The organism is Sphingomonas sp. CFBP 13603 (assembly GCF_014892665.1).
Classification (GTDB): domain Bacteria; phylum Pseudomonadota; class Alphaproteobacteria; order Sphingomonadales; family Sphingomonadaceae; genus Sphingomonas.
In genome coordinates, this window is the sequence record NZ_JADBIA010000004.1 from 183749 (window position 1) to 208410 (window position 24662).

24 protein-coding genes are annotated in these 24662 nt (G+C 66.0%); 9 read left to right on the plus strand and 15 right to left on the minus strand.

The features are described 5' to 3' along the window. Positions 1-4: 4 nt before the first annotated feature. From IFR23_RS08565 to dusB, 4 genes are read right to left on the minus strand one after another with little or no spacing between them, the layout of a single operon-like run. Positions 5-2248: a sensor histidine kinase gene (locus IFR23_RS08565; protein ID WP_192975508.1), complete on the minus strand. Its 2244-nt coding sequence runs from the start codon at positions 2246-2248 to the stop codon at positions 5-7. Between the two features lie 52 nt (positions 2249-2300). Continuing rightward, positions 2301-3740: a nitrogen regulation protein NR(I) gene (ntrC, locus tag IFR23_RS08570; RefSeq protein ID WP_192975509.1), complete on the minus strand. Its 1440-nt coding sequence runs from the start codon at positions 3738-3740 to the stop codon at positions 2301-2303. Next, positions 3737-4807 (minus strand): two-component system sensor histidine kinase NtrB, encoded by a 1071-nt coding sequence (locus IFR23_RS08575; RefSeq protein WP_342344905.1) that lies wholly within the window; start codon positions 4805-4807, stop codon positions 3737-3739. Before IFR23_RS08575 ends, ntrC begins: the two co-directional genes overlap by 4 nt. Beyond that, complete coding sequence (dusB, locus tag IFR23_RS08580; protein WP_192975510.1) at positions 4788-5786, minus strand: tRNA dihydrouridine synthase DusB; 999 nt, start codon at positions 5784-5786, stop codon at positions 4788-4790. The genes IFR23_RS08575 and dusB overlap by 20 nt, the downstream gene beginning before the upstream one ends. A gap of 91 nt (positions 5787-5877) precedes the next feature. On the opposite strand from dusB, the gene IFR23_RS08585 reads away from it, so the two are divergent. From IFR23_RS08585 to IFR23_RS08595, 3 genes are read left to right on the plus strand one after another with little or no spacing between them, the layout of a single operon-like run. Continuing rightward, a complete protein-coding gene (locus IFR23_RS08585; protein ID WP_192975511.1) occupies positions 5878-7026 on the plus strand; it encodes a bifunctional 2-C-methyl-D-erythritol 4-phosphate cytidylyltransferase/2-C-methyl-D-erythritol 2,4-cyclodiphosphate synthase in 1149 nt (382 codons plus the stop codon). Beyond that, complete coding sequence (locus IFR23_RS08590; protein WP_192975512.1) at positions 7023-7547, plus strand: hypothetical protein; 525 nt, start codon at positions 7023-7025, stop codon at positions 7545-7547. Before IFR23_RS08585 ends, IFR23_RS08590 begins: the two co-directional genes overlap by 4 nt. Then, complete coding sequence (locus IFR23_RS08595) at positions 7547-8062, plus strand: CinA family protein (RefSeq protein WP_192975513.1); 516 nt, start codon at positions 7547-7549, stop codon at positions 8060-8062. Before IFR23_RS08590 ends, IFR23_RS08595 begins: the two co-directional genes overlap by 1 nt. Here the strand turns inward: IFR23_RS08595 and IFR23_RS08600 are convergent. The 5 genes from IFR23_RS08600 to aspS all read right to left on the minus strand — a co-directional run bounded on the left by IFR23_RS08600 (position 8008) and on the right by aspS (position 13787). Beyond that, complete coding sequence (locus IFR23_RS08600) at positions 8008-8481, minus strand: type II toxin-antitoxin system RatA family toxin (RefSeq protein ID WP_133031165.1); 474 nt, start codon at positions 8479-8481, stop codon at positions 8008-8010. The two genes, IFR23_RS08595 and IFR23_RS08600, sit on opposite strands and share 55 nt — an antisense overlap. After that, positions 8481-9404: a lipoyl synthase gene (gene lipA / locus IFR23_RS08605; RefSeq protein ID WP_192144670.1), complete on the minus strand. Its 924-nt coding sequence runs from the start codon at positions 9402-9404 to the stop codon at positions 8481-8483. The genes IFR23_RS08600 and lipA overlap by 1 nt, the downstream gene beginning before the upstream one ends. Positions 9405-9558: 154 nt before the next feature. After that, entirely contained in the window at positions 9559-10332 is a 774-nt protein-coding gene (locus IFR23_RS08610; protein WP_192975514.1) for a polyphosphate kinase 2 family protein, read from the minus strand. Further along, positions 10329-11741 (minus strand): APC family permease, encoded by a 1413-nt coding sequence (locus IFR23_RS08615; protein ID WP_192975515.1) that lies wholly within the window; start codon positions 11739-11741, stop codon positions 10329-10331. The genes IFR23_RS08610 and IFR23_RS08615 overlap by 4 nt, the downstream gene beginning before the upstream one ends. Before the next feature lie 222 nt (positions 11742-11963). Further along, on the minus strand, positions 11964-13787 hold the full coding sequence (gene aspS, locus IFR23_RS08620; protein WP_192975516.1) for an aspartate--tRNA ligase: 1824 nt from the start codon (positions 13785-13787) through the stop codon (positions 11964-11966). 91 nt (positions 13788-13878) lie between these two features. Here aspS and rnd point away from each other — a divergent pair, with 91 nt between their 5' ends. After that, positions 13879-15054, plus strand: a complete 1176-nt coding sequence (gene rnd / locus IFR23_RS08625; RefSeq protein ID WP_192975517.1) for a ribonuclease D — start codon at positions 13879-13881, stop codon at positions 15052-15054. Then, entirely contained in the window at positions 15051-15347 is a 297-nt protein-coding gene (locus IFR23_RS08630) for an I78 family peptidase inhibitor (protein ID WP_192975518.1), read from the plus strand. Before rnd ends, IFR23_RS08630 begins: the two co-directional genes overlap by 4 nt. A gap of 32 nt (positions 15348-15379) precedes the next feature. Here IFR23_RS08630 and IFR23_RS08635 read toward each other — a convergent pair whose 3' ends face one another. The 4 genes from IFR23_RS08635 to IFR23_RS08650 are packed head-to-tail and all read right to left on the minus strand — an operon-like array spanning position 15380 to position 20970. Further along, positions 15380-16891, minus strand: coding sequence for a Ppx/GppA family phosphatase (locus tag IFR23_RS08635; protein ID WP_192975519.1), 1512 nt, complete (start codon positions 16889-16891; stop codon positions 15380-15382). Next, positions 16888-19053, minus strand: coding sequence for an RNA degradosome polyphosphate kinase (locus tag IFR23_RS08640; RefSeq protein WP_192975520.1), 2166 nt, complete (start codon positions 19051-19053; stop codon positions 16888-16890). Before IFR23_RS08640 ends, IFR23_RS08635 begins: the two co-directional genes overlap by 4 nt. Positions 19054-19069: 16 nt before the next feature. Continuing rightward, complete coding sequence (locus IFR23_RS08645; protein WP_056482954.1) at positions 19070-19714, minus strand: HdaA/DnaA family protein; 645 nt, start codon at positions 19712-19714, stop codon at positions 19070-19072. A gap of 11 nt (positions 19715-19725) precedes the next feature. Beyond that, positions 19726-20970, minus strand: a complete 1245-nt coding sequence (locus IFR23_RS08650; RefSeq protein WP_192975521.1) for a heavy-metal-associated domain-containing protein — start codon at positions 20968-20970, stop codon at positions 19726-19728. Positions 20971-21034: 64 nt separating this feature from the next. Here IFR23_RS08650 and purM point away from each other — a divergent pair, with 64 nt between their 5' ends. From purM to IFR23_RS08670, 4 genes are read left to right on the plus strand one after another with little or no spacing between them, the layout of a single operon-like run. Further along, positions 21035-22150 carry a phosphoribosylformylglycinamidine cyclo-ligase gene (gene purM / locus IFR23_RS08655; protein ID WP_192975522.1) on the plus strand — a complete coding sequence of 372 codons (1116 nt, stop codon included), beginning with the start codon at positions 21035-21037 and terminating at the stop codon, positions 22148-22150. After that, on the plus strand, positions 22143-22715 hold the full coding sequence (purN, locus tag IFR23_RS08660; RefSeq protein WP_192975523.1) for a phosphoribosylglycinamide formyltransferase: 573 nt from the start codon (positions 22143-22145) through the stop codon (positions 22713-22715). Before purM ends, purN begins: the two co-directional genes overlap by 8 nt. Further along, positions 22712-23077: an MmcQ/YjbR family DNA-binding protein gene (locus tag IFR23_RS08665; protein ID WP_192975524.1), complete on the plus strand. Its 366-nt coding sequence runs from the start codon at positions 22712-22714 to the stop codon at positions 23075-23077. Before purN ends, IFR23_RS08665 begins: the two co-directional genes overlap by 4 nt. Next, complete coding sequence (locus IFR23_RS08670) at positions 23074-23679, plus strand: hypothetical protein (RefSeq protein ID WP_192975525.1); 606 nt, start codon at positions 23074-23076, stop codon at positions 23677-23679. Before IFR23_RS08665 ends, IFR23_RS08670 begins: the two co-directional genes overlap by 4 nt. Positions 23680-23718: 39 nt before the next feature. Here the strand turns inward: IFR23_RS08670 and IFR23_RS08675 are convergent, their stop codons facing one another. After that, positions 23719-24237 carry a GNAT family N-acetyltransferase gene (locus tag IFR23_RS08675; RefSeq protein WP_192975526.1) on the minus strand — a complete coding sequence of 173 codons (519 nt, stop codon included), beginning with the start codon at positions 24235-24237 and terminating at the stop codon, positions 23719-23721. Beyond that, entirely contained in the window at positions 24237-24659 is a 423-nt protein-coding gene (gene ndk, locus IFR23_RS08680) for a nucleoside-diphosphate kinase (RefSeq protein ID WP_056058698.1), read from the minus strand. Before ndk ends, IFR23_RS08675 begins: the two co-directional genes overlap by 1 nt. Positions 24660-24662 lie beyond the last annotated feature (3 nt).

Here is a 24662-nt window from a genome sequence, read left to right on the forward strand (position 1 = left end):
TAATTCATGTCCGGTTGCGGGTCATCGTATGGAGTTGGCCCTCCCCAGCCAACTCGGGTGCCGATGCCCCTTGGTCGAGCGCGGCCAGCGCCTTGGCGTCGAAGATCATGGTGACGAGCGTGCCGCCACCGGGTCGATCGGAAAAGCCGATCGTTCCGCAATGCTCCTCGATGATCTTCTTGACGATGGCAAGCCCAAGGCCAGTGCCTCGTGCTCGCGTCGTCACATAGGGTTCGACGATCCGGTCTCGGTCGGCGGGAAGGCCGATGCCGGTATCCGCGACCGCGATACTCACGGAGTTCCCCGCCTCGGTCAATGTCATCGTCACGCTGCCATCGGGTTCGCCGCGTGTTTCAATGGCTTCGACGGCGTTCTTGACGATGTTCGTGAGCGCCTGCCCCATCTGGCGGCGATCGCAGACGAGCGTGAGACCAGGATCGTCCTGGACAAGATGGAAACCGATACCCGGGTGCGCGACCTCATGCAGGAACAGTGCCTGCCGTGCCGCATCGACCAGCGATTCTTCGCGGAACACGGGCTTGGGCATGCGCGCGAACGATGAAAATTCATCGACCATGCGACGAAGATCGCCGACTTGGCGGATGATCGTATCGGTCAATCGCGAGAACGTTCCGTCTTGCATCTCGGTCTTGGCGCCGTACCGCCGCTGCAGGCGTTCCGCGGCCAACTGGATTGGCGTCAGCGGGTTCTTGATCTCATGCGCAATCCGGCGCGCGACGTCGGACCAGGCCGCGCGACGTTGATCGAGCAACTGCTGCGTGATGTCGTCGAAGGTCAGGATCGGGCCGGTCGCGGGGCGCGCGATACGCACCGCGAGCGTACGGACGTCACCCGCCTGCCCTACCTCGACGATCGCCTCGCGGTCGCCGCTGTCGAGCATAGCGTCGAGTTCGGGGGCAACGTCGACGAGTTTGCGGCCGACGAGGTTCCCACTGCCGACGCCGGTGCCAAGCAATCCCGATGCAGAGTCGTTGGTGATCGTGATTGTCCGGTCCCGGCCCGTCGCGATGACGCCGGCGGACACGCCCGCCATCACGGCCTCGATCAGCGCGCGTCGGCTTTCGAGCTGACCGTTCGCGGTAACGAGTTCGGTGTTCTGCTCCTCGAGGCGGCCGGTCATCTGGTTGAACGCCCTGGCGAGCGTGCCGACCTCGTCCCGACTGCGTGGGTCGGGCACCCGCGCGGTAAGATCGCCGCCCTCTACCCGTCGGGCCGCGTCGACGAGTTCGCCGACCGGACGTACTAGGCGATCCGCCACCGCAAGCGCGATCCACACCGCGATGCCGACGATCAGCAACGAGATCAGCAGGAGCGCCGCGTTGAACGTCAATTGCAGTCGACGCGACCGCGCTAGCAGCGAGCGATAACTCTTCAGAACCTCGTTCGCGCGGACCGTCTGCCCAGACAGCAACTTGGTGTCCTCGACACGCCCCGCGTACAGAAACAGCTCGTCGGACCCCGGCAGCATCGTGATGGTCTGGATACGCTCGCCGGTCACGGTAACGACCGCGGTCTTGCCCGCCCGCAGCTCGGCGATCGCAGCCGGCGTCACCTGCCGGGCGAAGTCGATTTCGTACGGATTGACGATCGCGAAGGTCTGGATGTCGCCCTGCGGCGTGACCTTGAACAGCGCGCCTTCGGACAGGCTGCGGTAATAGACCTGCTGGAGGAAGAAACCGGAGAAGTCGGGGCCCTGGAGCGATTTCTCCTGCAGATAGCCGGACATGTCCGCGGCCATCGTCACGGTCGCTTCCTGCCACCGGTTCAGCTGGCGCGCGTAGGAGGATTGCGCGAGCGCGGTAGCATTCTCCAGCATCCCGCGCGCCTGATCCGAATACCAGAACTGGACGCCGTACTGGAACAGCAACGACGCGAAGATCGTCACCAACAGCATCGGCACGGCAGCGACGATCGAGAAGAGCGCGACCAGCCGAACGTGCAGTCGGCCACCGCCACCGACCGGCGAGCGGGCCGCACGCCGCATCGCCACGCGTCGCCCAAGCAGCATCAGCAACGCGATACCGGGAACGAGATTGGCGACAAGCAGCAGCGCAACGAGCGGCGGTGCCAGCAGGCGCTGCGGCGCATCCGTGCCGGCGATGATGAAGTAGCTCGCCAACGCGGTGGCGATGGCCACCGCAAGCACCAGCAGCTCGACGGCGGGCGTCACCGCGAACCGGTGCGCGGGTCCGTCTTCATCCATAGGTAGCGCCGCGGAAGCGATCATCGTTGCTTCGGTACAACGTCAACCGTTGCCTTGAAACCACATAATTTTCGTTTCAGGCGCGGCCTGCGTCATTTGGGCGGCTGTCGGCGACTGCGATGCCGAGCGTGTCGAGACGCTTGCGCAGCGTATTGCGATTGATCCCCATCGCGCGTGCCGCACGAAGCTGATTCTGGCCGTGGCGCGCGAGCATCGTCTCGATCAGCGGACGCTCGACCTCGCCGATCACGCGGTCGTACAGCGTGCCGTCGTCGAGTGCGGCGGGGTTCTCGCGGGCGATCCGCTCGATCAGCGCGCGAACGGCATGCGCGATATCGATGTCGGCGGCCTGGTCGATCGCTGTGGGCGTGCCGATCATCGTCCGGATCGCATCCGCGCCGATCACCTCGTCGCGCGAGAGAACGGCCAGCCGGCGCATCAGATTTTCGAGCTCTCGGACATTGCCCGGCCAGTCGTGCGCGCCGAGCGCGGTGAGCGCGTCGCTGGCGAGTTGGCGCCGGGGAAGCCCCTGCGCTGCTGCATGATCGAGGAAATGCCGGGCGAGCAAGGCGATATCCTGGCGACGTTCGCGTAACGGCGGCAGGACGATCGGCACGACGTTGAGGCGATAGAACAGGTCTTCGCGGAACTGGCCGGTGGCGACCTGCGCCGCGAGATCGCGATTGGTCGCGGCGACGATGCGGACGTCGACGCGGATCGTACGCGCGCCACCGACACTGGTGAACTCGCCCGATTGCAGGACGCGGAGCAGCCGGGTCTGCGCCTCCATCGGCATGTCGCCGATCTCGTCGAGGAACAACGTGCCGCCCGACGCCTGCTCGAACCTACCGGCGTTGCGCGAGGCCGCGCCGGTAAAGGCGCCGCGCTCATGCCCGAACAGTTCGGCCTCGATCAGTTCGCGCGGGATCGCGGCCATGTTGATGGCGACGAACGGCGCCGTGCCGCGAGGGCCGAGATCATGGATCGCGCGCGCGACGAGTTCCTTGCCGGTGCCCGATTCGCCCGAGATGAGGATGGTCAGGTCGTTCGAAACGACGCGTGCGATGATCCGGTAGACGTCCTGCATCGCCGCCGAACGGCCGATGAGCGGGAGCGCGCGGTCGGCATCATGCAGATCGTCTTCGGACGCCATGCCGCCTCGCGCGAGCGCACCGGTCACGGCGCGGGTCAGCACGTCGAGGTCGAAGGGCTTGGGGAGATATTCGTACGCACCGACCTCGGCCGCTCGCACCGCGGTGGTCAGCGTATTCTGCGCGGACAGGACGATGATCGGCAGCAACGGGAAGCGCGCCGCGACGTTGCGGACGTGATCGATCCCGTCGCCGTCGGGCAGGATCACGTCTGTGACGATGACGTCGGGCAAGGCGATCGCGAGCGCGCGTTCGAGTTGGGCAAGGCTGTCGGCGACGGTGACCTCGTGCCCGGCTCGGCGCAACGCCTGTGCGACGACGGTACGGATTGCAGCGTCGTCGTCGACGACCAGAACCGCACTCATGACGCGGCTCTCGGCAACAGCAGGCGGAGGACGGTCATCTCGGGATTTCCTTCGCGGGCGTATTGGACGATGCCGCCCATGTCTCGCGTGAGTTTGTCGACGAGCGCGAGACCGAGCCCCTGCCCCTCGTGACGCCCGGACACGAACGGATCGAACAGGTGGTCGGCGATGTCGGCGGGGGCGCCCGGACCGTTGTCGAAGATGCAGATCTCGATCGGCAGCGGCACGCGCGGTTTGCCCGGCGCGGCGCTGACGGTGATGCCGTGACGATAGGCGGTCGTCATCACGAGCCGCGGTTCGCGTTCGTTCCGAACGGCTTCGCGCGCGTTCTTGAGCAGGTTTATGACGATCTGGAGCAGCGCGTCGCGGTTGATCTGCGCGGGCGGAAGCGACGGATCGAAGCGTTCCTCGATCGCGATGCCGCGCGCAAACCCGGCGAGCGCAAGCCGGCGGGCGTGACCGAGCAGCGGATAGATGTTCTCGCTGGCGAGCGGCAGAGGCCGCGTGTCGCTGAAGTCCTGCATGCGGTCGATCAGCGCGGCGATGCGATCAACCTCGGTCACGATCAGCGTGGTGAGTTCGCCTGCGCCAAGTAGTTGGGCCGCACCGCGGATGCCGGACAGCGGGTTCTTGATCTCGTGCGCGAGCATCGCGGCCGCGCCGACCGCCGCCCGTGCGCCGGCCGCGCGGTCCGCAGAGTGTCCCAATCGCCGTGATGTCGCCGCGGCATGCAGCGTGATTGCGCGCCAGCCGGGAAAGTCCGCAATCTGTGTTTCGGCGAAATCGACGCGGATCTTCACGCCGCGCGCGGTCGATATCTCGGTGTCGTAGACGGCCAGGCCGTGGCCATCGCGGTTGCGTGGATCGTCGGGCGGCGGGATGATCGCGTCGAGCGGCTGGCCGATCATCAGCCGCTCGGACAAGTTCAGCAGTTGTTCGGCGAGCGCATTGGCGTGCGCGACACGGTAGTCGGGATCGACGACGACGACCGCGACCGGGAGCGCCGCGAACAGCTCCGCAAAGCCCGGCCGTCCGCGTGAACTGGTGTCAGGCCGCCGCAAGGTCACGCCAAGGCGCGTAGAATTCGGCGAGCATCGCCTTGACCTGTTTCGGGTCTGGCACCTGGTTCACCTCGTTGCGGAACTCGGCCGAACCGGGCAGCCCCTTGGTGTACCAGCCGATATGTTTCCGCGCCATGTTGACGCCGGTCTCGATCCCGTAATGCTCGAGCATCGCTTCGTAATGCCCTGCGATCGCGTCATATTGCTCGGTGATCGACGGGTCTTCGATGCGGCGGCCGGTGGCGAACCACTCCATCACCTGGCCGAGCACCCACGGGCGACCGTAGCTGCCGCGACCGATCATCAGGCCGTCGGCGCCCGACTGGTCCATTGCCGCTTCGGCGTCTTCGATGGTGCAGATGTCGCCATTGACGATCACCGGGACCGTGACCGCGTCCTTGACCTTGCGGACGAAGCCCCAGTCGGCGTTGCCCTTATACATCTGGTTGCGCGTGCGGCCGTGGACGGTGATCAGCTTGATGCCGAGATCTTCGGCGATCCGTGCGAGATCGGGGGCGTTGAGGCTGTCGTGGCACCAGCCCATCCGCATCTTCAACGTCACGGGCACGTCGACCGCCTTGACCGTCGCTTCGATGATTGCGCTGGCGAGCTTGGTGTCGCGCATCAGCGCCGAGCCCGCATCGCCGTTGACGACTTTCCGCACCGGGCAGCCCATGTTGATGTCGATGATCGCCGCGCCGCGATCCTGGCTGAGCTTGGCCGCCTCGCCCATCTCGTAGGGGGTGCAGCCGATCAGCTGCATCGACACCGGCTCCTCGAGCCGGTCCCATGCCGCCTTCTGCAACGACTGGCGCGTCTCGCGGATCGCGGCCTGGCTCGCCACCATCTCGGTGACGTTGAGGCCCGAGCCATAGCGTCGCACCAGCGTGCGGAACGGCATGTCGGTGACGCCGGTCATCGGCGCGAGCACGACGGGGCTTTCGATCCGGACGGGACCGATCTGGATAGGAGCAAGGTTACGCATGAATGTGCCTGAAAAAGAGGCATCCCCTTATCCCGTCCCGGGCTTTTTCGCAAGACTGGCGAGTGTCGGGGTGAAGCGCTAGGGCGCGAGGATGACACAGGCACAGCGTATCGTCGCGATCATTGTCGCGGCTGGAACCGGCGTGCGCGCGGGGGGATCGGTTCCCAAGCAGTTCGCGCTGATCGCCGGTCGGCCGATGATCGGCTATTCCTATGCGGCGTTCGCGACGCATCCGGCGATCGCTGAGACGATCGTCGTCGTCGCCGAGGGCCAGCAGGCCTCCGTGATCGCCGCATTGGGGGACGCGGCGATCGTGGTTGGCGGTGCTACGCGGCGCGAGTCGGTTACCAACGGCCTAGCGGCGGTCGGCGACGCGACGCATGTCTTGATCCACGATGCTGCCCGCCCCTTCCTGTCACACACGGTCATCGATTCGCTTGTCGCTGCCTTGAAGACCCGGGACGCGGCCATTCCGGTCCTCCCGGTGACCGATACGCTCGCGCGCGGCAGCGTCCTGCTCGGCGACATCGTGCCGCGCGGGGACCTCAACCGGGTGCAGACTCCCCAGGCATTTGCGGTGGAGGCCCTGCGCGCCTCGCATGCCGTCTGGCCCGCGGACGAAGAAGCCACCGACGACGCGCAGATGGTACGACGGCTTGGCGTCGGCGTCGCGTTGGTGCAGGGCTCGGCGATGCTCGAGAAAGTCACGCACCCAGAAGATTTCGCGGCCGCCGAAGCGCGCGTCGCATACGAAACCCGTACCGCGATGGGGTTCGACGTCCATCGCCTCGAAACCGGCGAGGAGCTGTGGCTCGGCGGCGTGCTGATCCCGCACGACAAGGGCCTGTCGGGGCATAGCGACGCCGACGTCGCGCTCCACGCGCTGACCGATGCGCTGCTCGGCACGATCGCGGCTGGGGATATCGGTACGCATTTCCCGCCGAGCGACCCGCAGTGGAAGGGCGCCGACTCCGCGCAATTCCTTCTGCACGCCGCCAAGCTCATCGCCGACAAGCGTGGCCGGATCGATTTCGTCGACCTGACGATCATGTGCGAGGCGCCGAAGATCGGCCCGCATCGCGCGGCGATGACTGCACGGATTGCCGACATGCTCGGGCTCACGCTCGACCGGGTCAGCGTCAAGGCGACGACGACCGAACGGCTCGGCTTCACCGGGCGCGGCGAAGGTATTGCCGCGCAGGCGGTCGCGACCATTCGCTTGCCCGGATCGCCGCTTTGAAGATCACTGCCGCGTTTTCCGCGATCGCGCTCCTTGCCAGCCCGGCTGTCGCGCAACAGCGCTGCATCACCGGGCCCGAGGCCGAGTCGCTGACGCTCGTCGCTATGCCCGACATCCTGCGCGAGACCGGACGCGTCTGTGCCGCACAGCTTCCCGCCAGAAGTCTCATCCGGTCGCAGTCGAGTGCGTTGATCGATCGCTATCAGGTCGAGTCCGACCGGGCTTGGCCAGCGGCGCGCGCGGCGATCGTCAAGCTCAGCGATCCTGCCGTCGACGCGATGCTCGATTCGGAGTTTGCGCGACCGCTGCTGACGACGTTGCTGGTGCCGCAGATCGTCGGGCGGATCGCGACGCGCGATTGCGGGACGATCGACCGGATGGTGACGCTGCTCCAGCCCTTGCCACCGCGCAACACCGCGGGCATCGTCGTCGAGACGTTGCGGTACCTCAAATCCCAGAAGTCGCGCAGCGGTGATATCGCCGCGGTGGCGATGCTGCTCTGCCCGGTGGAGACTCGCTGATGGATACGATCCTTCCTGTCGAACTGGTCGACGCCGCACGCAAAGTGGTCGAGCAGAACCGCGCGATCGGCCGCCGGGTCGCGGTCGCCGAGAGTTGCACCGGCGGGCTGGTGGCGGCTGCCCTGACCGAGATCCCCGGGTCCTCCGACGTGTTCGAGGTCGGCTTCGTCACCTACTCGAACGCCGCCAAGCTCGGCGTGCTGAAGATCAGTTCGGACGTGCTCGAAACGTTCGGTGCGGTCTCGATCGCGGTCGCCTGGAGCATGGCGCAGGCCGCGCTTAAGCAGTCGGGCGCTGATATCGCGGTTGCGATCACCGGCGTTGCGGGCCCCGGTGGTGGTTCGCTCAAGAAGCCGGTCGGCACGGTGGTGTTTGGCCGCGCCGAAAAGGGCCGTGACCCGTCCGATGTCCACGCCGATCGCAAGGATTTCGGCGATCTCGGCCGCGGCGGGATACGGCTTCAGGCGGCGTTGTGCGCGCTCGAACTCTTGTTGCCGGATGCTTCCGCACCGTAGAGCTCGGCGGCACGCGTTTCGAACGCGCCGATCATCTTCCGCAGTGCAGCGCCGAACACCTGCCCGGCGATCATCTCGAACATCCGGTTCTTGAACGCGAAGTCGACGGTGAAGTCGACAGCGCAACCCTGCGGCTCGGGTCGGAAATGCCATTCGTTGCGCAGATACTTGAGCGGGCCATCAACGTAATCGACATTAAGTTCGCTCGGCCGGACCTTCTGCACCCGCGACGTGAACGTCTCGCGCAGCCCTTTGAAACCAACGATCATGTCGGCGAGCGTCTCGGTCTCGCTGTTCGAGCGCACGCGCATCGCGCTGACCCAAGGCAGGAACTCAGCATAGCGGCCGACATCGGCCACCAGGTCGAACATCTGCTCAGGCGTATAGGGCAAATGGCGCGTTTCCGAATGCTTCGGCATCAGATGCGCGCGACGCCCAGCTTGGCGTCACGGTTAGCGCGCAACCGTTCGAAATCATCGCCCGCGTGATAGCTCGACCGCGTCAGCGGCGACGACGCGACCAGCAGGAAGCCCTTCGCGCGCGCGATCGAGGCATAGGCGTCGAATGCCTTGGGCGGCACGAACTCGGCGACTTTCGCGTGACGCGGCGTTGGCTGGAGATACTGACCCATCGTCAGGAAATCGATGTCGGCGCAGCGCATGTCGTCCATCACCTGATGGATCTCCAGACGCTCCTCGCCAAGCCCGAGCATCACGCCGGACTTGGTGAAGATCGACGGATCGTGCTTCTTCACGCTCTCCAGCAGCCGCAACGACGCGTAGTAGCGCGCGCCGGGGCGGATCGTCGGATACAGCCGCGGCACCGTCTCGAGGTTGTGGTTGTAGACGTCGGGGCGCGCCTCGACGATCGACTCGATCGCCGCCTGCGCCTTGTTGCGGAAGTCGGGCGTGAGGATCTCGATCGTCGTCGTCGGGTTCGACGCGCGGATCGCCTGAATGACCTTGACGAACTGCGACGCGCCACCGTCCGGAAGATCGTCACGATCGACCGAGGTGATGACGATATGGTTCAGGCCCATCTGCGCGGCCGCATCGGCGACGTTCTGCGGCTCCATCCGATCGACCGCGCGCGGCATGCCGGTCTTGACGTTGCAGAACGCGCACGCCCGCGTGCAAGTGTCCCCAAGGATCATGACTGTCGCGTGCTTCTTCGACCAGCACTCACCGATGTTCGGGCACGCTGCCTCTTCGCACACCGTGGTCAGACTTTTCGATCGCATCAGTTCGCGCGTCTTGGCGAAACCGGCGGAGGTCGGCGCCTTGACGCGGATCCAGTCGGGCTTGCGCGCGCGCGGTACGGCGATCGGGGTCATCTCGTTCATGAGCGCGAGATAGCGATCCCTGCTACCCGAGACAACATACATGCGTTTACGTGGGCGATATCATCGGTTTGTTCGGCGACAGTTTGCGGAGCGGACTTGCCGCATGTCACGGTGGCGAGGCTCCGATTATCCGGAACCCCGCAGGCACGCGTGATTATAGACCGAGAGCCTTTTTCGCGACTTTCACGACGGCCGGATCGATCGGCGGCGGCGTCATCGACACGCCGGCTTCGAGGCGGTCGGCGATCAGCGTCAGCGCTGCGATCCGTGCCGCCTTCTTGTCGTTGCCGTCGATAACGGTCCACGGCGCGGTCGCAGTATCGGTGCGGGCGAACATCTCGGCCATCGCCTCGAGATAGTCCTTCCGTCGCGACCGGTTGTGGAAATCATCGAGTCCGGTCTTCCAATGCTTCCATGGATCGTCGAGCCGTGCCTTGAGCCGTCGGTCCTGTTCCTTCTGCGTGGTGTGAACGAACAGCTTGATGAGGGTGGTGCCGCTCTCGACCTGCTGCGCCTCGAACGCGTTGATCTCGTCATAGCCGTGGCGCCATTCGGTCTCGCTTGCGAACCCCTCGACGCGCTCGACCAGGACGCGACCGTACCAACTGCGGTCGAAGATCGCGATGTTGCCGTCGGCCGGTAGTCGGTTCCAGAAGCGCCAGAGGAAATGGTGCGCCTTCTCGTCTGCGGTCGGCGCGGCGATCGGCCAGACCTTGTAGTTGCGCGGGTCCCATTCGGCGGAGAGACGCTGGATGATGCCGCCCTTGCCCGCGGCATCCCAACCCTCGAACATCACGATCGCGCTCTTGCCCGCGACGATGTGCGCGACCTGGATGTGTTCGAGACGCTTTTGCAGCGCGGTAAGGTCGTGCTTGTACTTCCCATCGTACTCGTCGCCGGCTTCGTAGTCGGCCAGGTGTATCGTCATGCATCACGCTCCGTCGCAAGGGTCGGGATATGAACGTTCCAGGCGCCCCGACGACGCAGGACGAACCAATAATAGGTGATCGACAGCAGGATCTGTGCAGCCGTCATGATCAGTCCGGGGCGGCCCTCCTCGAGATCGAGCCAGCTCGTCCAGCATACATAGCCGAGCGCGAGCAGTGTTACGACCGGAGCGAGCGGGTAGAGCGGCATCTGGTAGGGGGCGTGGGCAGTCTTGCCGGTACGCCTGCCGACCATCGCCGCGACGCAGATGCCCGCGTAGATCGCGACGAGGCCGGTGCCGCTGAGCACAAGCAGCAACTGGAGCGACAGGAAACACGCGACGATCCCGAACCCGCCTACCAGCAGCGTGCCGACCCAGGGCGAGCCGAACTTCGGGTGAACCTGCGTCATCCACCGGTCCAGCGGGCGGCCCCAGCTTCCGTCACGCGCGGTGCCGTAGAAGAAGCGCGCGCAGGCGAGGATGCAGGCGATCACCGCGTTGACGATCGCGACGACGACGCCGATCGAGATCCAGTTCGCCGTCGTGGTGCCGCTGCGGAGGGTGACGAGAAGGCCGAACGGGTCGTCGGCGGTGAGCGTGGCGTGAAGGTCCGGTGCGCCAACCAGGACGGCGACGATCGGGATGCCCTCGAACAGCAGCGTCAACGCGAGCGAGGCCATGATCGCGCGCGCGATCAGCCGGGGGGCGTCGAGCATCTCCTCACCGAAATAGACAGCCGCGCCGTAGCCGTTGAGTGCGAAGATCGCGATCGAGGTGGCGAGGCCGATCGAGGCGGCGGACGCGGGGACGAGCGCGGCTCCTTGCGGCATGACCGGGTGGAACAACAGGTCGCCGATCGGGCGGACGGTATCGGCGAACCCGAGCCAGACGACCGCCCCGATCGCCAGGATCTCGACCAGCAGGAAGAGCCCCGTGAGCCAGGCGTTGACGCGGATCTGGAGGATTGCGACGAGCGTCGACCCTCCGACCACGGCGATCGCGACGGGAATCTGCGGCAGGCCGGGGACGAGCGTGCCGAGCACCGCACTGACGCCCAGCCCTGCTACCGGCGGGAAGAGCAGGTTGTTGAAGACGTTGACGCCGAGCATGACGAAGCCCGCCATCGGCCCGAGCGTATGCGCGACCGCGACATACTCGCCGCCCGCGACCGGCCAAGCGGAGGAGAGTTCGGCATAGACGAATGCGGTCGCGACGCAGACGAGCCCGGCGATCAGGGTTGCCCACACCGCGCCGGTGCCGGCGACCTGGAGCATGCCGGGGACGATGACAAACACCGACGATGCCGGGGTTGCGACGGAGAGGGTGAGGAACAGGACGCCCGTGACGCCGAGGCTGCGGACGAGGCTGCGGACGAGGCTTGGCGCCGGTGTCATCTGATCGTCGCGCATGCCAACCCCTTATCGTGCAGAGGTATTTGCATGGTTGAGGGGGTTGAGGAAGCGTGGGACGTCTTTCCCTCGCCCCTTCGGGGAGAGGGAGGGGCCCGCCCGCGCTTGCGGGTGGGAGGGTGACGGTGAGGGGAAGTTGGCGCGCACCAACCGCCCCTCACCCTCTCGTCGCCAAGCGGCTCCTCCTTCCCTCTCCCCGTAGGGGCGAGGGACAGAGAGAAGTTATCCAGCGCTCGGCGCGACCACCTTCGCCGCATCCTTCGGGCCATCGACCGTCAGGCGGATGTTGAGTTCCTTCAGCTGCTTGGCGCTGACCGGGCTCGGCGCGCCCATCATCAGGTCCTCAGCCTTCTGGTTCATCGGGAACAGCACGACCTCGCGGATGTTCGGTTCGCCCGCGAGCAGCATCACCATCCGGTCGATCCCCGGTGCCGAGCCACCATGCGGCGGTGCGCCGACCTTGAACGCGTTGATCATGCCCGCGAAGTTCGTGTCGACATCGGCCTGCGTGTAGCCGGCGATCTCGAACGCCTTATACATGATCTCCGGACGGTGGTTCCGGATCGCGCCCGACGACAGCTCGACGCCGTTGCAGACGATATCGTACTGGTACGCCAGGATATCGAGCGGATCCTTGTTCTCAAGAGCGTCCATCTCGCCCTGCGGCATCGAGAACGGGTTGTGGCTGAAATCGACCTTCTTCGCATCCTCGTCGTACTCGAACATCGGGAAGTCGACGATCCAGCAGAACTCGAACCGGTTCTCGTCGATCAGGCCGAGGTCGGCACCGATCCGCGCACGGGCGGCGCCGGCCAGCTTCGAGGCGGGCAGTTCCTTGCCGGCGGCGAAGAAGATGCCGTCGTTCGGGCCGAGGCCCATCTCGGCGATCAGTTTCCGCGTCGCTTCCTCGCCGTGATTCTTGGCGATCGGGCCGCCCAGTTCGCCATTCTTCTGCGTGATGTAGCCAAGCCCGGCATGCCCCTCGGCACGTGCCCAGTCATTCATGTCGGTGAAAAACTTGCGGCTCTTGTCGGCGGTGTTCGGCGCGGGGATCGCGCGGACCACGTCACCGCCGGCGACGATGCCAGCGAACAGGCCGAAGCCCGAATCGACGAAGTGATGGCCGACGTCGTGGATCAGGATCGGATTGCGCAGGTCGGGCTTGTCGCTGCCGTATTTCAGCATCGATTCGCGGTAGGGGATGCGCTTGAACGGGAGCGCCGAGACCTGACGACCCTTGCCCTGCCAGTCGGCGAATTCCTCGAACACGCCGTGCAGGACGGGCTCGATCGCATTGAAAACGTCGTCCTGCGTGACGAAGCTCATCTCGAAATCGAGCTGGTAGAATTCGCCGGGCGAACGATCGGCGCGTGCGTCCTCGTCGCGGAAGCATGGCGCGATCTGGAAATAGCGGTCGAAGCCCGCCACCATCAGCAGCTGCTTGAACATCTGCGGCGCCTGGGGGAGCGCGTAGAACTTCCCCGGATGAACGCGGCTCGGCACCAGATAATCGCGCGCACCTTCGGGCGACGATGCGGTCAGGATCGGCGTCTGGAATTCGGTGAACCCTTGCGAATTCATCCGGTTGCGGAGTGACGTGATTACCTGGCTGCGGAGCATGATGTTCGCGTGAAGACGCTCGCGACGCAGATCGAGATAGCGATAGCGCAGGCGGATATCTTCGGGATACTCCGCCTCGCCCGCGACCGGCATCGGCAGTTCGCTGGCCATCGACTGGACGGTCGCGGCGGTCGCGCGGATCTCGATACCGCCGGTCGGCAGGTTCGGGTTGACGGCTTCCGGCGCACGTGCGGTCACCTTGCCGGTAATCGTGACGACGCTTTCGCTCTTCAGACCCTCGATGACCCTGAAGACCGGGCCCGACACGTCAGTGACGATCTGCGTGATACCGTAGTGATCGCGCAGATCGATGAAGACGAGGTCGCCGTGATCGCGCTTCTTGTGGACCCAGCCGGAGACGCGGACCTCTTCGCCGACCTGTTCGGGGCGGAGGGCGGCGCAGTTGTGGGTGCGATAGGCGTGCATGATGGGTCTTCTCGGACGATAAACAGGTGGTCCGCGCTTCCCTTCCCTACCGGGCTTTGTCAACCCGGACGAGGCTCGCTATGGACGGGCGATGCATATCCACCCGCTTATCTCCGACAGTGCCACGCTCGCCAATCTGTGCGCGCGCATGGCCGACGCCGACTATGTGTCCGTCGACACCGAATTCATGCGCGAGAGCACCTATTACCCGGAGCTCTGCCTGATCCAGATCGCCGACGACAAGGAGGCCGCCGCGATCGACCCGATGGCGCCGGGGATCGACCTCAAGCCGCTGCTCGACCTGCTCGTCGAGAATCACGACGTGCTGAAGGTGGTTCATGCTGGCGGGCAGGACATCGAGATTGTCTACAACCTGACCGGCAAGACCCCCTTCCCGCTGTTCGACACGCAGGTCGCGGCGATGGCGCTCGGCCAGGGCGAGCAGATCGGCTATTCGAACCTGGTCGACAGCTGGCTCGGGATCGCGGTCGACAAGGGGGCGCGGTTCACCGACTGGGCGCGCCGGCCGCTGGACGCGCGACAGATCGAATATGCGATCGGCGACGTCACGCATCTGTCGAAGATCTTCCCGAAGATGTTGGAGCGGTTGCGGAAAACCGGACGCGGCGTTTGGCTCGATCAGGAAATGGAGCGGCTCGGCGATACCGCCAATTACGCGAACGATCCCGATCTGGCATGGAAGCGGGTGCGGATTTCCGGGCGTAAGCCTGACGTGCTGGGGCGGCTTAAGGCGCTGGCTCGCTGGCGTGAGCTTGAGGCGCAGGCAAAGGATTTGCCGCGTGGACGGATCGTCAAGGACGAGACGCTGGGCGACATGGCGGGGCATCCGCCGAAGAAGCAGGCGGACTTGGCACGGGTGCGTGGGCTTTCGGCGACCTGGGCCGGCAACGACATCGGTGGCCGCCTGATGGCGGCGATCGATGGCGCGCAGCCGCTCGGCGACGACGAACTGCCGCCGCGCGACGATCGCAAGCCGGGGCTTGGCAAAGAGGGTTCGCTGGTGGCGGATCTGCTTAAGCTGCTGCTGAAGATCCGGTCGCGAGATATTGATGTCGCCTCGAAATTGCTCGCTCGGACCGATGAACTGGAGGCCTTGGCCGCTGGTGTGCGGACTGGGTTGCCGATGCTCGAAGGTTGGCGGTTCGACCAATTCGGCCGCGATGCCCTCGATCTAGTCGAGGGACGACTGGCGTTTGCGGTGATCGGCGGGAAGCTGAAGATGACGCGTACGGAGGATGCCGCATGAGGATCGTTCTGGTTGCAGCCTTGCTCGCCTCGGCGGCGTGTACGCCGGTCGAGATGCGTGGCGAAACGCCTACCGCTCCGCCGGTCGCCGCCGCCTGCAATGCCGACTCGCTGGGAGATCTGGTCGGCAAGCGCGCAAGCGATGCTCGGGCCGACGTGATGCAGACGCGATCGGGCGCGCGCACGCTCCGCTGGATCGCGCCGAATACTTCGACGACGATGGATTTCCGCGCCGATCGCCTGAACGTCTATGTCGATGCGAAGGGTCGGATCGAACGCTTCACCTGCGCCTGATAACTCAGTTCCTCCCCCGCAAAGGGTAGGAACTAAGCAGTAGCGAGTAAGGGTTTGCGGCCCAACGCGGTTGCCAAAGCGGTATGGCGCCGTTCTACCGCTTCGCCGTAGAGACCGCGGTCGTCCGGACGCAGCGTCAGCGTGAGCGATACGCCGTCGTCGGCGAGTTGCGAGCGCTTCAGCGGTCCGGCTAGACCGCCGCTCATCCTCTGGCCGAGCCGCATCGCCATGCCCCAGGCCGTAGCACTCTTCAGCGCGGCAGGCGTGGCTAGCCGCCCTACTGGATCAGCCGCCGCCAAGTCGCCGCCCAGGCTCGTGTAGAGCGCCTGCGCCAGCATCCCGCGACCCGGCGCGTCGATCGCGACCCAGTTGCCGTGCAACGCGACCTCGACGCCACGTTCGGCGCGGAACTCGGGGTTGGCGCGCCAGCCGACGTCGGCGAGCAGGCACGCCGTGTGGCGAATGCGGGCCATCGCGGGTGGCTCAGTGGTGAACAGCGGCGCGATCCAGCGGTCGAGGAGATCGCCGTGCTCGGGGAAGCGGCCGAGCAGCCGCCCCTCTTCTCGTGCTGCGACGATCAGCGGATCGAGCGTTCGGTCTGCGGGCTTCAGGTCTTCGTAGAGAAGGCCTTCGCGCAAGCCATAGGCGGATACGATCGTCGTCCGGCTGCCGAGCTGCCGCATCAGCACGCCGAGCAACGCCGCGGCGTCGGCGAGCGTTGCCGTGCGGCCCGACGACAGCCCCGGAATTGCTTTCAGGCGCGGCTTGGAAAGCTGCGGGATCGTCCGACTGAGCCGGGTGATCGTCGCCGCGGTCATCGAATATTGGTGGATGATGGGCAGCGGGTAGTCCGACAGTTCCATGTCGAGCCGTGCCAGCGCGCGCCACGATCCGCCGACCAGATAGAGCGGAAGCCCCTGCCCCTTTGCGGTCCAGCCGGCCTCGCGCACCAGACGCGCCACGTAGCGGGCGAGCACCTTGCCGCGCTTCGCCCGTATCGGGCCGATCCGCAGGACGCCGAGCGGGAACGAGACGCGGTCCTCGATCTTGCCACGGCGGACGCGGACGAGTTCGAGACTGCCGCCGCCGAGATCGCCAACAATGCCGTCTGCTTCAGGAATGGCGGACAAGACGCCGTAGCCGGCCGCGCTGGCTTCCTGCTCCCCCGATAGCGTCTCGACGGTCAGGCCAAGTTGTTCAGCTGCGGCAATGAGTTCGCCGCCGTTCTTCGCATCACGTACCGCCGCGGTCGCGACCGTGCGGAGCGTCGAGCATTCCATTTCCTTCGCCACCGCCGCGAACCGCGCCAGCGCGACGCGTGCCGTTTTCAGCGCGGACTTCTCGATCGCGCCGGTAGCGGCGAGCCCACGCCCGAGCCCCGCCAACACCTTCTCATTGAACCGGATCGCGGGGAGCCGCGGCGGCCCTTGATACACCACCAGACGGATCGAGTTCGAGCCGATGTCGATGATCCCGGTGCGCGGGTGGTCGTCGGTCTCGGCCTTGGGCGGGGAATTGCCGAACAGGATATTGGTGACGCTCATCGTTTTCGACGGAGCGACAGCGTCGGCACGGCATTGCTGGTCGCGAGCGAAGCGCCGCGGCCGGAGAGCGAAGGATTCGTCATGAAATACCGATGCAGGTTGAACGGGCGGTCGCCGGGATCGACGCGGCTATATTCGCCATCGGGGCCTAGCTCCCAACTCTGCTCGTTGTCGATCAGGTTCGCGACCATGACCTGATCGAGGATCTGATCGTGGACGGTCGGGTTGAGGATCGGCAGCATGTACTCGACGCGGCGGTCGAAGTTGCGCGGCATCCAGTCGGCCGACGAGATGAACAGCTTGGCACCGTCATTGGGGAGCGCCTTGCCGTTGCCGAACGCCCAGATCCGGCTGTGCTCGAGGAAGCGCCCGATAACCGACTTCACCCGGATCGTCTCGGACAGACCGGGTACGCCGGGGCGCAGGCAACAGATGCCGCGGATGATGAGGTCGATCTCCACCCCTGCCCCGCTCGCTTCGTACAGCTTCTCGATCACCGCGGGGTCGACCAGCGAGTTCATCTTCGCCCAGACGCCGGCGGGTTTACCGGCGCGCGCGTTGGCGATCTCGACGTCGATCAGGTTCATCAGGTTCTGGCGAAGGTCACGCGGGCTCAAGCTGACGCGCGCCATATCGGTCGGCTCGACGTAGCCGGTGATGTAGTTAAACATCTGCGCCGCATCGCGACCGACCGCGGCGTCGGCGGTGAAGAAGCTGAGGTCGGTGTAGATCTTGGCGGTGACCGGGTGGTAATTGCCGGTGCCGAAATGACAGTAGGTACGGAACGCCTGGCCTTCGCGGCGGACGACCAGCGACACCTTCGCGTGCGTCTTCCAGTCGATGAAGCCGTAGACGACCTGCACGCCCGCGCGCTCCAGCGCGGAGGCCCAGACCATGTTCTGCTCTTCGTCGAACCGCGCCTTCAGCTCGACCACCGCGGTGACGGACTTGCCCGCCTCGGCCGCAGTTATCAGTGCGTTGATGACCGCGGGCTGCTTGCCCGCGCGATAGAGGGTCTGCTTGATCGCAACGACATCGGGGTCGTTCGCGGCCTGTTTCAGGAAGGCGAGCACCACTTCGAACGTCTCGTACGGGTGGTGGACGACGATGTCCTTGGCCTTGATCGCGGCAAAGCAATCGCCGCCGAATTCGCGGATCCGCTCAGGAAAGCGTGGCGTGAAGGGCGGGAACTTCAGGTCGGGGCGATCCTCGTCGACCAGCCCGTCGAGATCGACGATGCCGAGGAGATTACCGCTCTCGGTGATGATCGCGTCGGCGCCGCCGAGTTCGTCCTTGAGGACCGCGGCGAGGACGTCGGGGATGCCGGTTTCAAGTTCCAGGCGGATGACGCGGCCACGGCGACGGCGCTTGATCGCGTTCGCGAAGTAGCGAACGAGATCCTCTGCCTCTTCCTCGATCTCCATGTCGCTGTCGCGCAGCACGCGGAAGCTGGCGGCGGCGAGGACTTCGTAGCCGGGGAACAGGACCGGCGCGAACCGCTTCAGGATCGATTCGATCGAGATGTAGCGTGCGGGCTCGCCGGGCAGGCGGACGAAGCGCGTCATGGTGTGCGGGAGCATGACCAGCTCGCGGACCGGCTCGTTATCCGAACGGCGGACGAGGTCGAAGATCACCGACAAGCCGCGGTTCGGGATGAACGGGAACGGATGTGCGGGGTCGAGCGCCTGCGGGGTCAGGATCGGGAATATCTGATCGCAAAAATGCGTTTCGAGCCACTCGTCGGCTTCGCCTTCGACCGCCTCACGTCGCAGGACGAACAGACCGGCCTCGTCGAGCAGCACGCGCAGGTCGCCCCACACCGCCTGCTGGCTCGCCATCAGCTCGTCAGCCTCGCGGACGATCGCGGTCAGCTGCTGGCCCGCGGTCAGCCCGTCTGCCGAGCGCCGATCGACGTCCTGCGTCTGCTGCCCCTTCAGGCCGGCGACGCGGACCATGAAGAACTCGTCGAGGTTGGAGCCCGAGATCGACAGGAAGCGGAGTCGCTCGAGCAGCGGATGCGCGGGGTTGCACGCCTCCTCCAGCACACGCCGGTTGAACGCCAGCCAGGACAGCTCGCGGTTGAAAAACCGGTCGTTCGGCTCTGCGCCGATGGGATCGTCGTCGTCTTCCGATTGGCGGACGATATGGGCTGGACGGTTCATCGGGCCTCTTGGGGGCTTATGGTGGCGTGAAGAGCGGGAGGTCGAGAGCGAGTTGCGGCCGGAGGATCAACCCGGCCTCGGTGAGTGTGGTTCGTGCAAGAGGAATGGACAAGCGCTTGCGACGTTCCATCGCCTCCTGATCGAGCGCATCGACGGTTCGCGTTACGGTAATATGACTGCGCTCGATTCTGGTCGCGAGCCAGTCGATCAGATCGGGCCGCGCATCGAGGCTGCGACGCTCGAACAGATGCGCGAGCAGCAGCCGCATGAGTTCGTCGTCGGGCGCGCCGATCGCCGCGATCGGGCTGGCGGCAAGGCGCGAGCGGAGGTCGGGGAGCTTCACCTTCCACTCGGGCGGCGCGGCGTCGGCGACGATGAGCAGCGGCTTGTGCTCCTCCTGCGCGCGGTTCCAGGCGTGGAACAGCTGCGCCTCGGGCACGCGCTCGGCATCGTCGATGATCGTGCCACCGCTCTTTGCCGCGAAGATCCGTGCGAGCAGGCTGCGGCCCGATTTGCGCGGGCCGGTGAGGATGGCGGTCATTACCGGCCAGGTAGCGGTATGCTCCAGCGTGTGGACCGCGCGCGAATTGGAGGGGGTAACCAGGAAGGCGTCGTCGCGAGGGTCCGCCGGCCACCCGAGTGGCAGCGCAATTTGAGTCATCTTGGTCGCGCTCACCCTGTCGTCGCATTGTCCGCGGGCAAGTCCGGCGGAAGAAGTTGGGCGACCCGGCGGATGCGGATCGTCTGGCCGGAGCCAAATACCTGATAGCCTCGGGCTTCTAGCGCGGTCTTCAGGGCGGCCGGGTCTCCGTCATAGGCGACGCGCATCAGTGAGACGCCGCCAAGTGCAAGGCTGGTCGTTGCCGCCGAGCGGACGCCGGGGATCGCGCGGAGTGCTGCTTCCGTAGACGAGACGGCGGTCGCTGCGGGCGTGTCGAACTGGACGATGACCAAGATGCCCTCGCCGCCGGTCAGCGCCGCAGTGTTGGCGTCGGCGGTCTCGTCGGTCGGCAGGTCGTCTATCGTTGCGGCTTCGGGCGGAGGTGGGGGCGAGAGGCTGTAGTCGACGCGGAGCGAACCGTTGCGGCGGGCCTGCTGGTACAGGTCGTCGATCCGCTTCACGCCGGTGTCGAGCAATTGCGCGATGCCGTCGGGCGTACCGACTCGCAGCGTGAAGCTGTCGATCAGGTCGTTGTCGGGGCCATGGCGCGCTTCGAACACGCCTATCACCGGGCCGCCGGGCCATTGGCGATACAGTTTCACGACCGGGGTGAGAACGTCGCTCGCGCCATATTGGTCGAGGATCGTCCGCCACCAGCCGCGGCCGGGGCGCTGCGTCTGACCGACGTTGAGCAAGAGCGCGTCGGGGCCGGAGCCGGACGGCCGAACATAGTCGATGCTGCTGTTGCCGGTGCGATAGCGCGCCCAGGCCTGCTGCCACTGCGTGCTCTGCTCGAACGCCTGGCCGACGCCGCCTGAATATTGGACGGGGATGACCAGCATCGGCTGCGAGCGATCGGCATAGGTCGAGATGCCGAGGATCGATCCGGCGCGGCCGCGATCGAAGAGCACGCCGAGCTTGGCGATGTAGCGCTGCGGGCCGATCTGTTCGTTCTCGACGACGATTCCCGAGACCAGCGAATCGAGCGTGCCATCGGAGACGAGACCGCCTCCACCGCCAAGTCGGTTCGACAATTGCACCCAGGCTTTGCGCTGCGCGAGCCGCCAGCCGCTGTAGCGCGCGGCGTCGGCGGTCTTGCCAGCGACGTCGACGGTGACGCCGCTCACCTCGTAGGCGCTGCCGCTGTCGACCGGGGCTGCGCCTCGGCTGCCGCCCTCGATCTGCGCGAGCACGGCTCCGCCGCTAAGCAGCAGGGCGACGCCAGCAAGCGCGATGGGAAGGGTACGGATACGCATCAAGCGGGCCTTTTGGCGAAGCAGACGTGGAAATCCAAGCGCGATGTGGCTAGCAGCACCGATCATGACCGATACGCCAGACTCCGCCGCTCCCGCTTCGGGCCCTTACACCTACGCTCAGGCGGGCGTTTCGATCGCTGCGGGCAACGCGCTGGTGCGGGCGATCGCCCCGCTGGCGCGCTCGACGCGGCGGCCGGGGGCGGACGCCGATCTCGGCGGCTTCGGGGGGATGTTCGATCTCAAGGCTGCGGGGTTCGTCGATCCGTTGCTGGTGGCGGCGAACGATGGCGTCGGCACCAAGCTGAAGCTGGCGATCGAGTGGGACCGGCATGAGGGCGTCGGGATCGATCTCGTCGCGATGTGCGTCAACGATCTGATCGTCCAGGGCGCCGAGCCGCTGTTTTTCCTCGATTATTATGCGAGCGGGAAGCTCGATGCAGCGGTCGCCGAGCGCGTCGTCGCGTCGATCGCGGAAGGGTGCAAGACTGCGGGTTGCGCACTGATCGGGGGCGAGACCGCCGAGATGCCGGGCATGTATGCGGATGGCGACTACGATCTCGCGGGCTTCTGCGTCGGTGCGGTCGAGCGGACCAATGTGCTGACCGGGCGCGAGATCGCGGCGGGCGACGTGATGCTCGGGCTGGCGTCTTCGGGCGTGCATTCGAACGGGTTCTCGCTGGTTCGGCGCCTTTCCGCCGATCGCGGGTGGAAGCTCGATCGGCCTGCGTTGTTCGACCAGGACAAGTTGCTGATCGATCACCTGATGTCGCCGACTCGCATCTACGTCGCCAGCCTGCTGCCGTTGTTGCGCGAGCGGCGGATCAAGGGATTGGCGCACATCACCGGTGGTGGCCTGCTCGAGAACATCCCGCGCGTGCTGCCCGACGGCGTGCATGCGGTGGTCGATGCGGATGCCTGGGAGCAGTCGCGGTTGATGGCGTTCCTGCAAGCCCAAGGTGCGATCGAGCCGGAGGAGATGGCGCGGACCTTCAACTGCGGGATCGGCATGGTCGTGATCGTCAGCGCCGAAGAGGCCGAGGCGGTGACCGCGGCGCTCGAGGCGGCGGACGAGGCGGTGTTCACCATTGGGCGGATCGAGACCGGGGCGCATGGATGTACGGTGCGTGGATCGGCCGGCACGTGGAGCGCACGCGAGGACTGGACCGCGACGCATGGCTGACAAGACGCGCGTCGGCGTGCTGATCTCCGGGCGCGGATCGAACATGATGGCTCTGGTTGGTGCATCTCGCGTGGCCGAGTGTCCGTACGAGATCGCGCTGGTCGCTTCGGACAAGCCGGAAGCGGCGGGCCTCGAATGGGCGCGGTCGGAAGGTGTGGCGACGTTCGCGCTCTCGCCGAAGGGTCTGGGTAAGCCGGCCTATGAGGCGGCAATCGATGCGGCGTTGCGCGAGGCTGGTGTCGAGGTCGTTGCGCTCGCCGGCTACATGCGCCTGCTGTCGGACGGGTTCGTCGCGGCGTGGCGGGACCGGATCGTCAACATCCACCCGTCGCTGCTGCCGAAATACAAGGGCCTCGACACGCACGCGCGGGCGATCGCGACGGGCGATGCGGTCGGCGGGTGTTCGGTGCATGTCGTGACCGAGGAACTCGATGGCGGCGTGGTGCTGGGTCAGGCCGAGGTACCGATCCTTGCCAGCGACGATGCGGATGCGCTTGCGGATCGCGTGCTGGCGGCGGAACATGTCTTGTACCCGAAGACGTTGGCGGAGTTCGTGACGCGATGACCGATCTGTCCCCCCTCGACCGCGTTCGCGCGGCAGCGCTTGCGTTGCCCGAGACCGAGGAGAAGGTTTCACACGGCCAGCCGACCTTCTTCGTGGCCGACAGGCAGTTTGCGCAGTTCCGGGCGGATCATCACGGCGATGGATTGACCATGGTGTGCGTGAAGACCAGCGGCACCGATGAACAGGCGACGCTCGTCGAGGCGAGCCCGGCCGTGTATTCGCGACCGGCGTATCTCGGTGCGACCGGCTGGGTCGGGATGAATGTTGCGGGCGATCCGGACTGGGCGCTGGTCGAGGACAGGATCGCGCGGAGTTGGGAACTGGCGGCCCCTGCCCGGCTGCTGGAGGCTGGTGGGCGATGAGCACCGAGACTCCGACCGAACGGCGCGAGGCTGCGGCGACGCGGCGGCGCTGGGTGACGCTGGCCGAGGTCGTGGCGGTTGCGGGCGTGCTGATCGCGGCGCTGACGCTGTGGACCAACTGGTCGGATCACCGCGCGAACGAAGCCGACAAGATCGCCGCGCAGTCGAGTGCGGCGCGCGAGCGGACGAAGATCGATCTGTCGGCGATCGTGCAGGATGGCGGCAACACGCTGTTGCTGAAGGATGCGCGGCATGACCTGCAGGACGTGACGATCACTTTCCCGCGTGCGCTGGGCGTATCGCCGCAGCGGCCGCCGGCTGAGCCGATCATCGACGGGTCATGGGTTTCGGATGCGATGTTGAAGCTGACCGATGGTGGGTCGGACGATCGTGCGGGGCGGCTGCCGGTTTTGGTCAGCATGCAGTATTTCGACGGGGATACGACGCGGACCGCTAGCGGAATCTACGATGTTATCTGGAAGACGCACGGTCGCAGGTTGCGTAGTCGGGCATTCCAGCTGGAGGGTTTGCAGGTTCGCCAGCGTGGTGGAGATCAGGCGAAGCTTGATGCGATTTGGGTGAAAGAGAAGCCGGCGGCTTAGACACCACCCCGGCGAAGGCCGGGGTGGCGCCAGTCTTACTCAGACCGCCTTGGCGTAGACCGGGTCGTCGTGGAGGGTGGTGCCTACGATGAACTGGCGGGCGCCGATCACCTCGAAGCCCTGGCGTTCGTAGAAGGCTCGGGCGCGGGTGTTCTGGTCCCATACGCCCAGCAGGACGCGGGTTCGGCCTGCCGCGGCGGCGTCTTCGAGGGCGCGGGCCATCAGGGCGGCGCCAAGGCCTGAGCCTTGCGCCTGCTTCATGAGATAGATGCGGCGGAGTTCGATGTCCGCGGGGCCGGGTTCGATCGGGAAGTCCGGCGCGGTCAAAACCGTGTAGCCGATCGGTGCGTGACCTGGCTCGTATTCGGCGAGCGTCACGATCGTCGCGGGATCGGACAGCCACGTCTCGAACGTGGCGATGCTGTTCTTCATCGTGCAGTGGGCGACGATGTCGGCGCCGGACAGCACGGTCGCATAGGTATCGAGAAACGTGGCGGATGCGACGAGCGATAGCGCGGGCGCATCGCCCGGCTCAGCCCGTCGCAGCCGCCAGGTCATCAGCCGACGATCTCTTCGGGCTTGAAGAAGTACGCGATCTCGATTTCGGCGTTCTCGTCCGAATCCGAACCGTGCACCGAATTGGCTTCGATCGACTCGGCGAGTTCCTTGCGGATCGTGCCGGCATCGGCGTTGGCGGGGTTGGTGGCGCCCATGATGTCGCGGTTGCGCTGCATCGCGTTCTCGCCTTCGAGAACCTGGACGACGACCGGGCCCGAGATCATGAACGAGACGAGCTCGCCGAAGAACGGACGCTCCTTGTGGACCGCGTAGAAGCCTTCGGCCTGCTCGCGGGTCATCTGGATGCGCTTCGAAGCGACGACGCGCAGGCCGGCTTCCTCGAGCATCTTGGTGACCGCACCGGTCAGGTTGCGGCGGGTTGCGTCGGGCTTGATGATCGAAAAAGTACGGTTCGCGGCCATGAT

Bases quoted from the DNA above. Each gene is read 5' to 3' on its own strand.
- IFR23_RS08565 (WP_192975508.1), bottom strand. From the start codon at position 2,248: ATGATCGCTTCCGCGGCGCTACCTATGGATGAAGACGGACCCGCGCAC.
- ntrC (WP_192975509.1), bottom strand. From the start codon at position 3,740: ATGAGTGCGGTTCTGGTCGTCGACGACGACGCTGCAATCCGTACCGTC.
- dusB (WP_192975510.1), bottom strand. From the start codon at position 5,786: ATGCGTAACCTTGCTCCTATCCAGATCGGTCCCGTCCGGATCGAAAGC.
- IFR23_RS08585 (WP_192975511.1), top strand. From the start codon at position 5,878: ATGACACAGGCACAGCGTATCGTCGCGATCATTGTCGCGGCTGGAACC.
- IFR23_RS08595 (WP_192975513.1), top strand. From the start codon at position 7,547: ATGGATACGATCCTTCCTGTCGAACTGGTCGACGCCGCACGCAAAGTG.
- IFR23_RS08600 (WP_133031165.1), bottom strand. From the start codon at position 8,481: ATGCCGAAGCATTCGGAAACGCGCCATTTGCCCTATACGCCTGAGCAG.
- lipA (WP_192144670.1), bottom strand. From the start codon at position 9,404: ATGAACGAGATGACCCCGATCGCCGTACCGCGCGCGCGCAAGCCCGAC.
- IFR23_RS08610 (WP_192975514.1), bottom strand. From the start codon at position 10,332: ATGACGATACACCTGGCCGACTACGAAGCCGGCGACGAGTACGATGGG.
- IFR23_RS08615 (WP_192975515.1), bottom strand. From the start codon at position 11,741: ATGCGCGACGATCAGATGACACCGGCGCCAAGCCTCGTCCGCAGCCTC.
- aspS (WP_192975516.1), bottom strand. From the start codon at position 13,787: ATGCACGCCTATCGCACCCACAACTGCGCCGCCCTCCGCCCCGAACAG.
- rnd (WP_192975517.1), top strand. From the start codon at position 13,879: ATGCATATCCACCCGCTTATCTCCGACAGTGCCACGCTCGCCAATCTG.
- IFR23_RS08630 (WP_192975518.1), top strand. From the start codon at position 15,051: ATGAGGATCGTTCTGGTTGCAGCCTTGCTCGCCTCGGCGGCGTGTACG.
- IFR23_RS08635 (WP_192975519.1), bottom strand. From the start codon at position 16,891: ATGAGCGTCACCAATATCCTGTTCGGCAATTCCCCGCCCAAGGCCGAG.
- IFR23_RS08640 (WP_192975520.1), bottom strand. From the start codon at position 19,053: ATGAACCGTCCAGCCCATATCGTCCGCCAATCGGAAGACGACGACGAT.
- IFR23_RS08645 (WP_056482954.1), bottom strand. From the start codon at position 19,714: ATGACTCAAATTGCGCTGCCACTCGGGTGGCCGGCGGACCCTCGCGAC.
- IFR23_RS08650 (WP_192975521.1), bottom strand. From the start codon at position 20,970: ATGCGTATCCGTACCCTTCCCATCGCGCTTGCTGGCGTCGCCCTGCTG.
- purM (WP_192975522.1), top strand. From the start codon at position 21,035: ATGACCGATACGCCAGACTCCGCCGCTCCCGCTTCGGGCCCTTACACC.
- purN (WP_192975523.1), top strand. From the start codon at position 22,143: ATGGCTGACAAGACGCGCGTCGGCGTGCTGATCTCCGGGCGCGGATCG.
- IFR23_RS08665 (WP_192975524.1), top strand. From the start codon at position 22,712: ATGACCGATCTGTCCCCCCTCGACCGCGTTCGCGCGGCAGCGCTTGCG.
- IFR23_RS08670 (WP_192975525.1), top strand. From the start codon at position 23,074: ATGAGCACCGAGACTCCGACCGAACGGCGCGAGGCTGCGGCGACGCGG.
- IFR23_RS08675 (WP_192975526.1), bottom strand. From the start codon at position 24,237: ATGACCTGGCGGCTGCGACGGGCTGAGCCGGGCGATGCGCCCGCGCTA.
- ndk (WP_056058698.1), bottom strand. From the start codon at position 24,659: ATGGCCGCGAACCGTACTTTTTCGATCATCAAGCCCGACGCAACCCGC.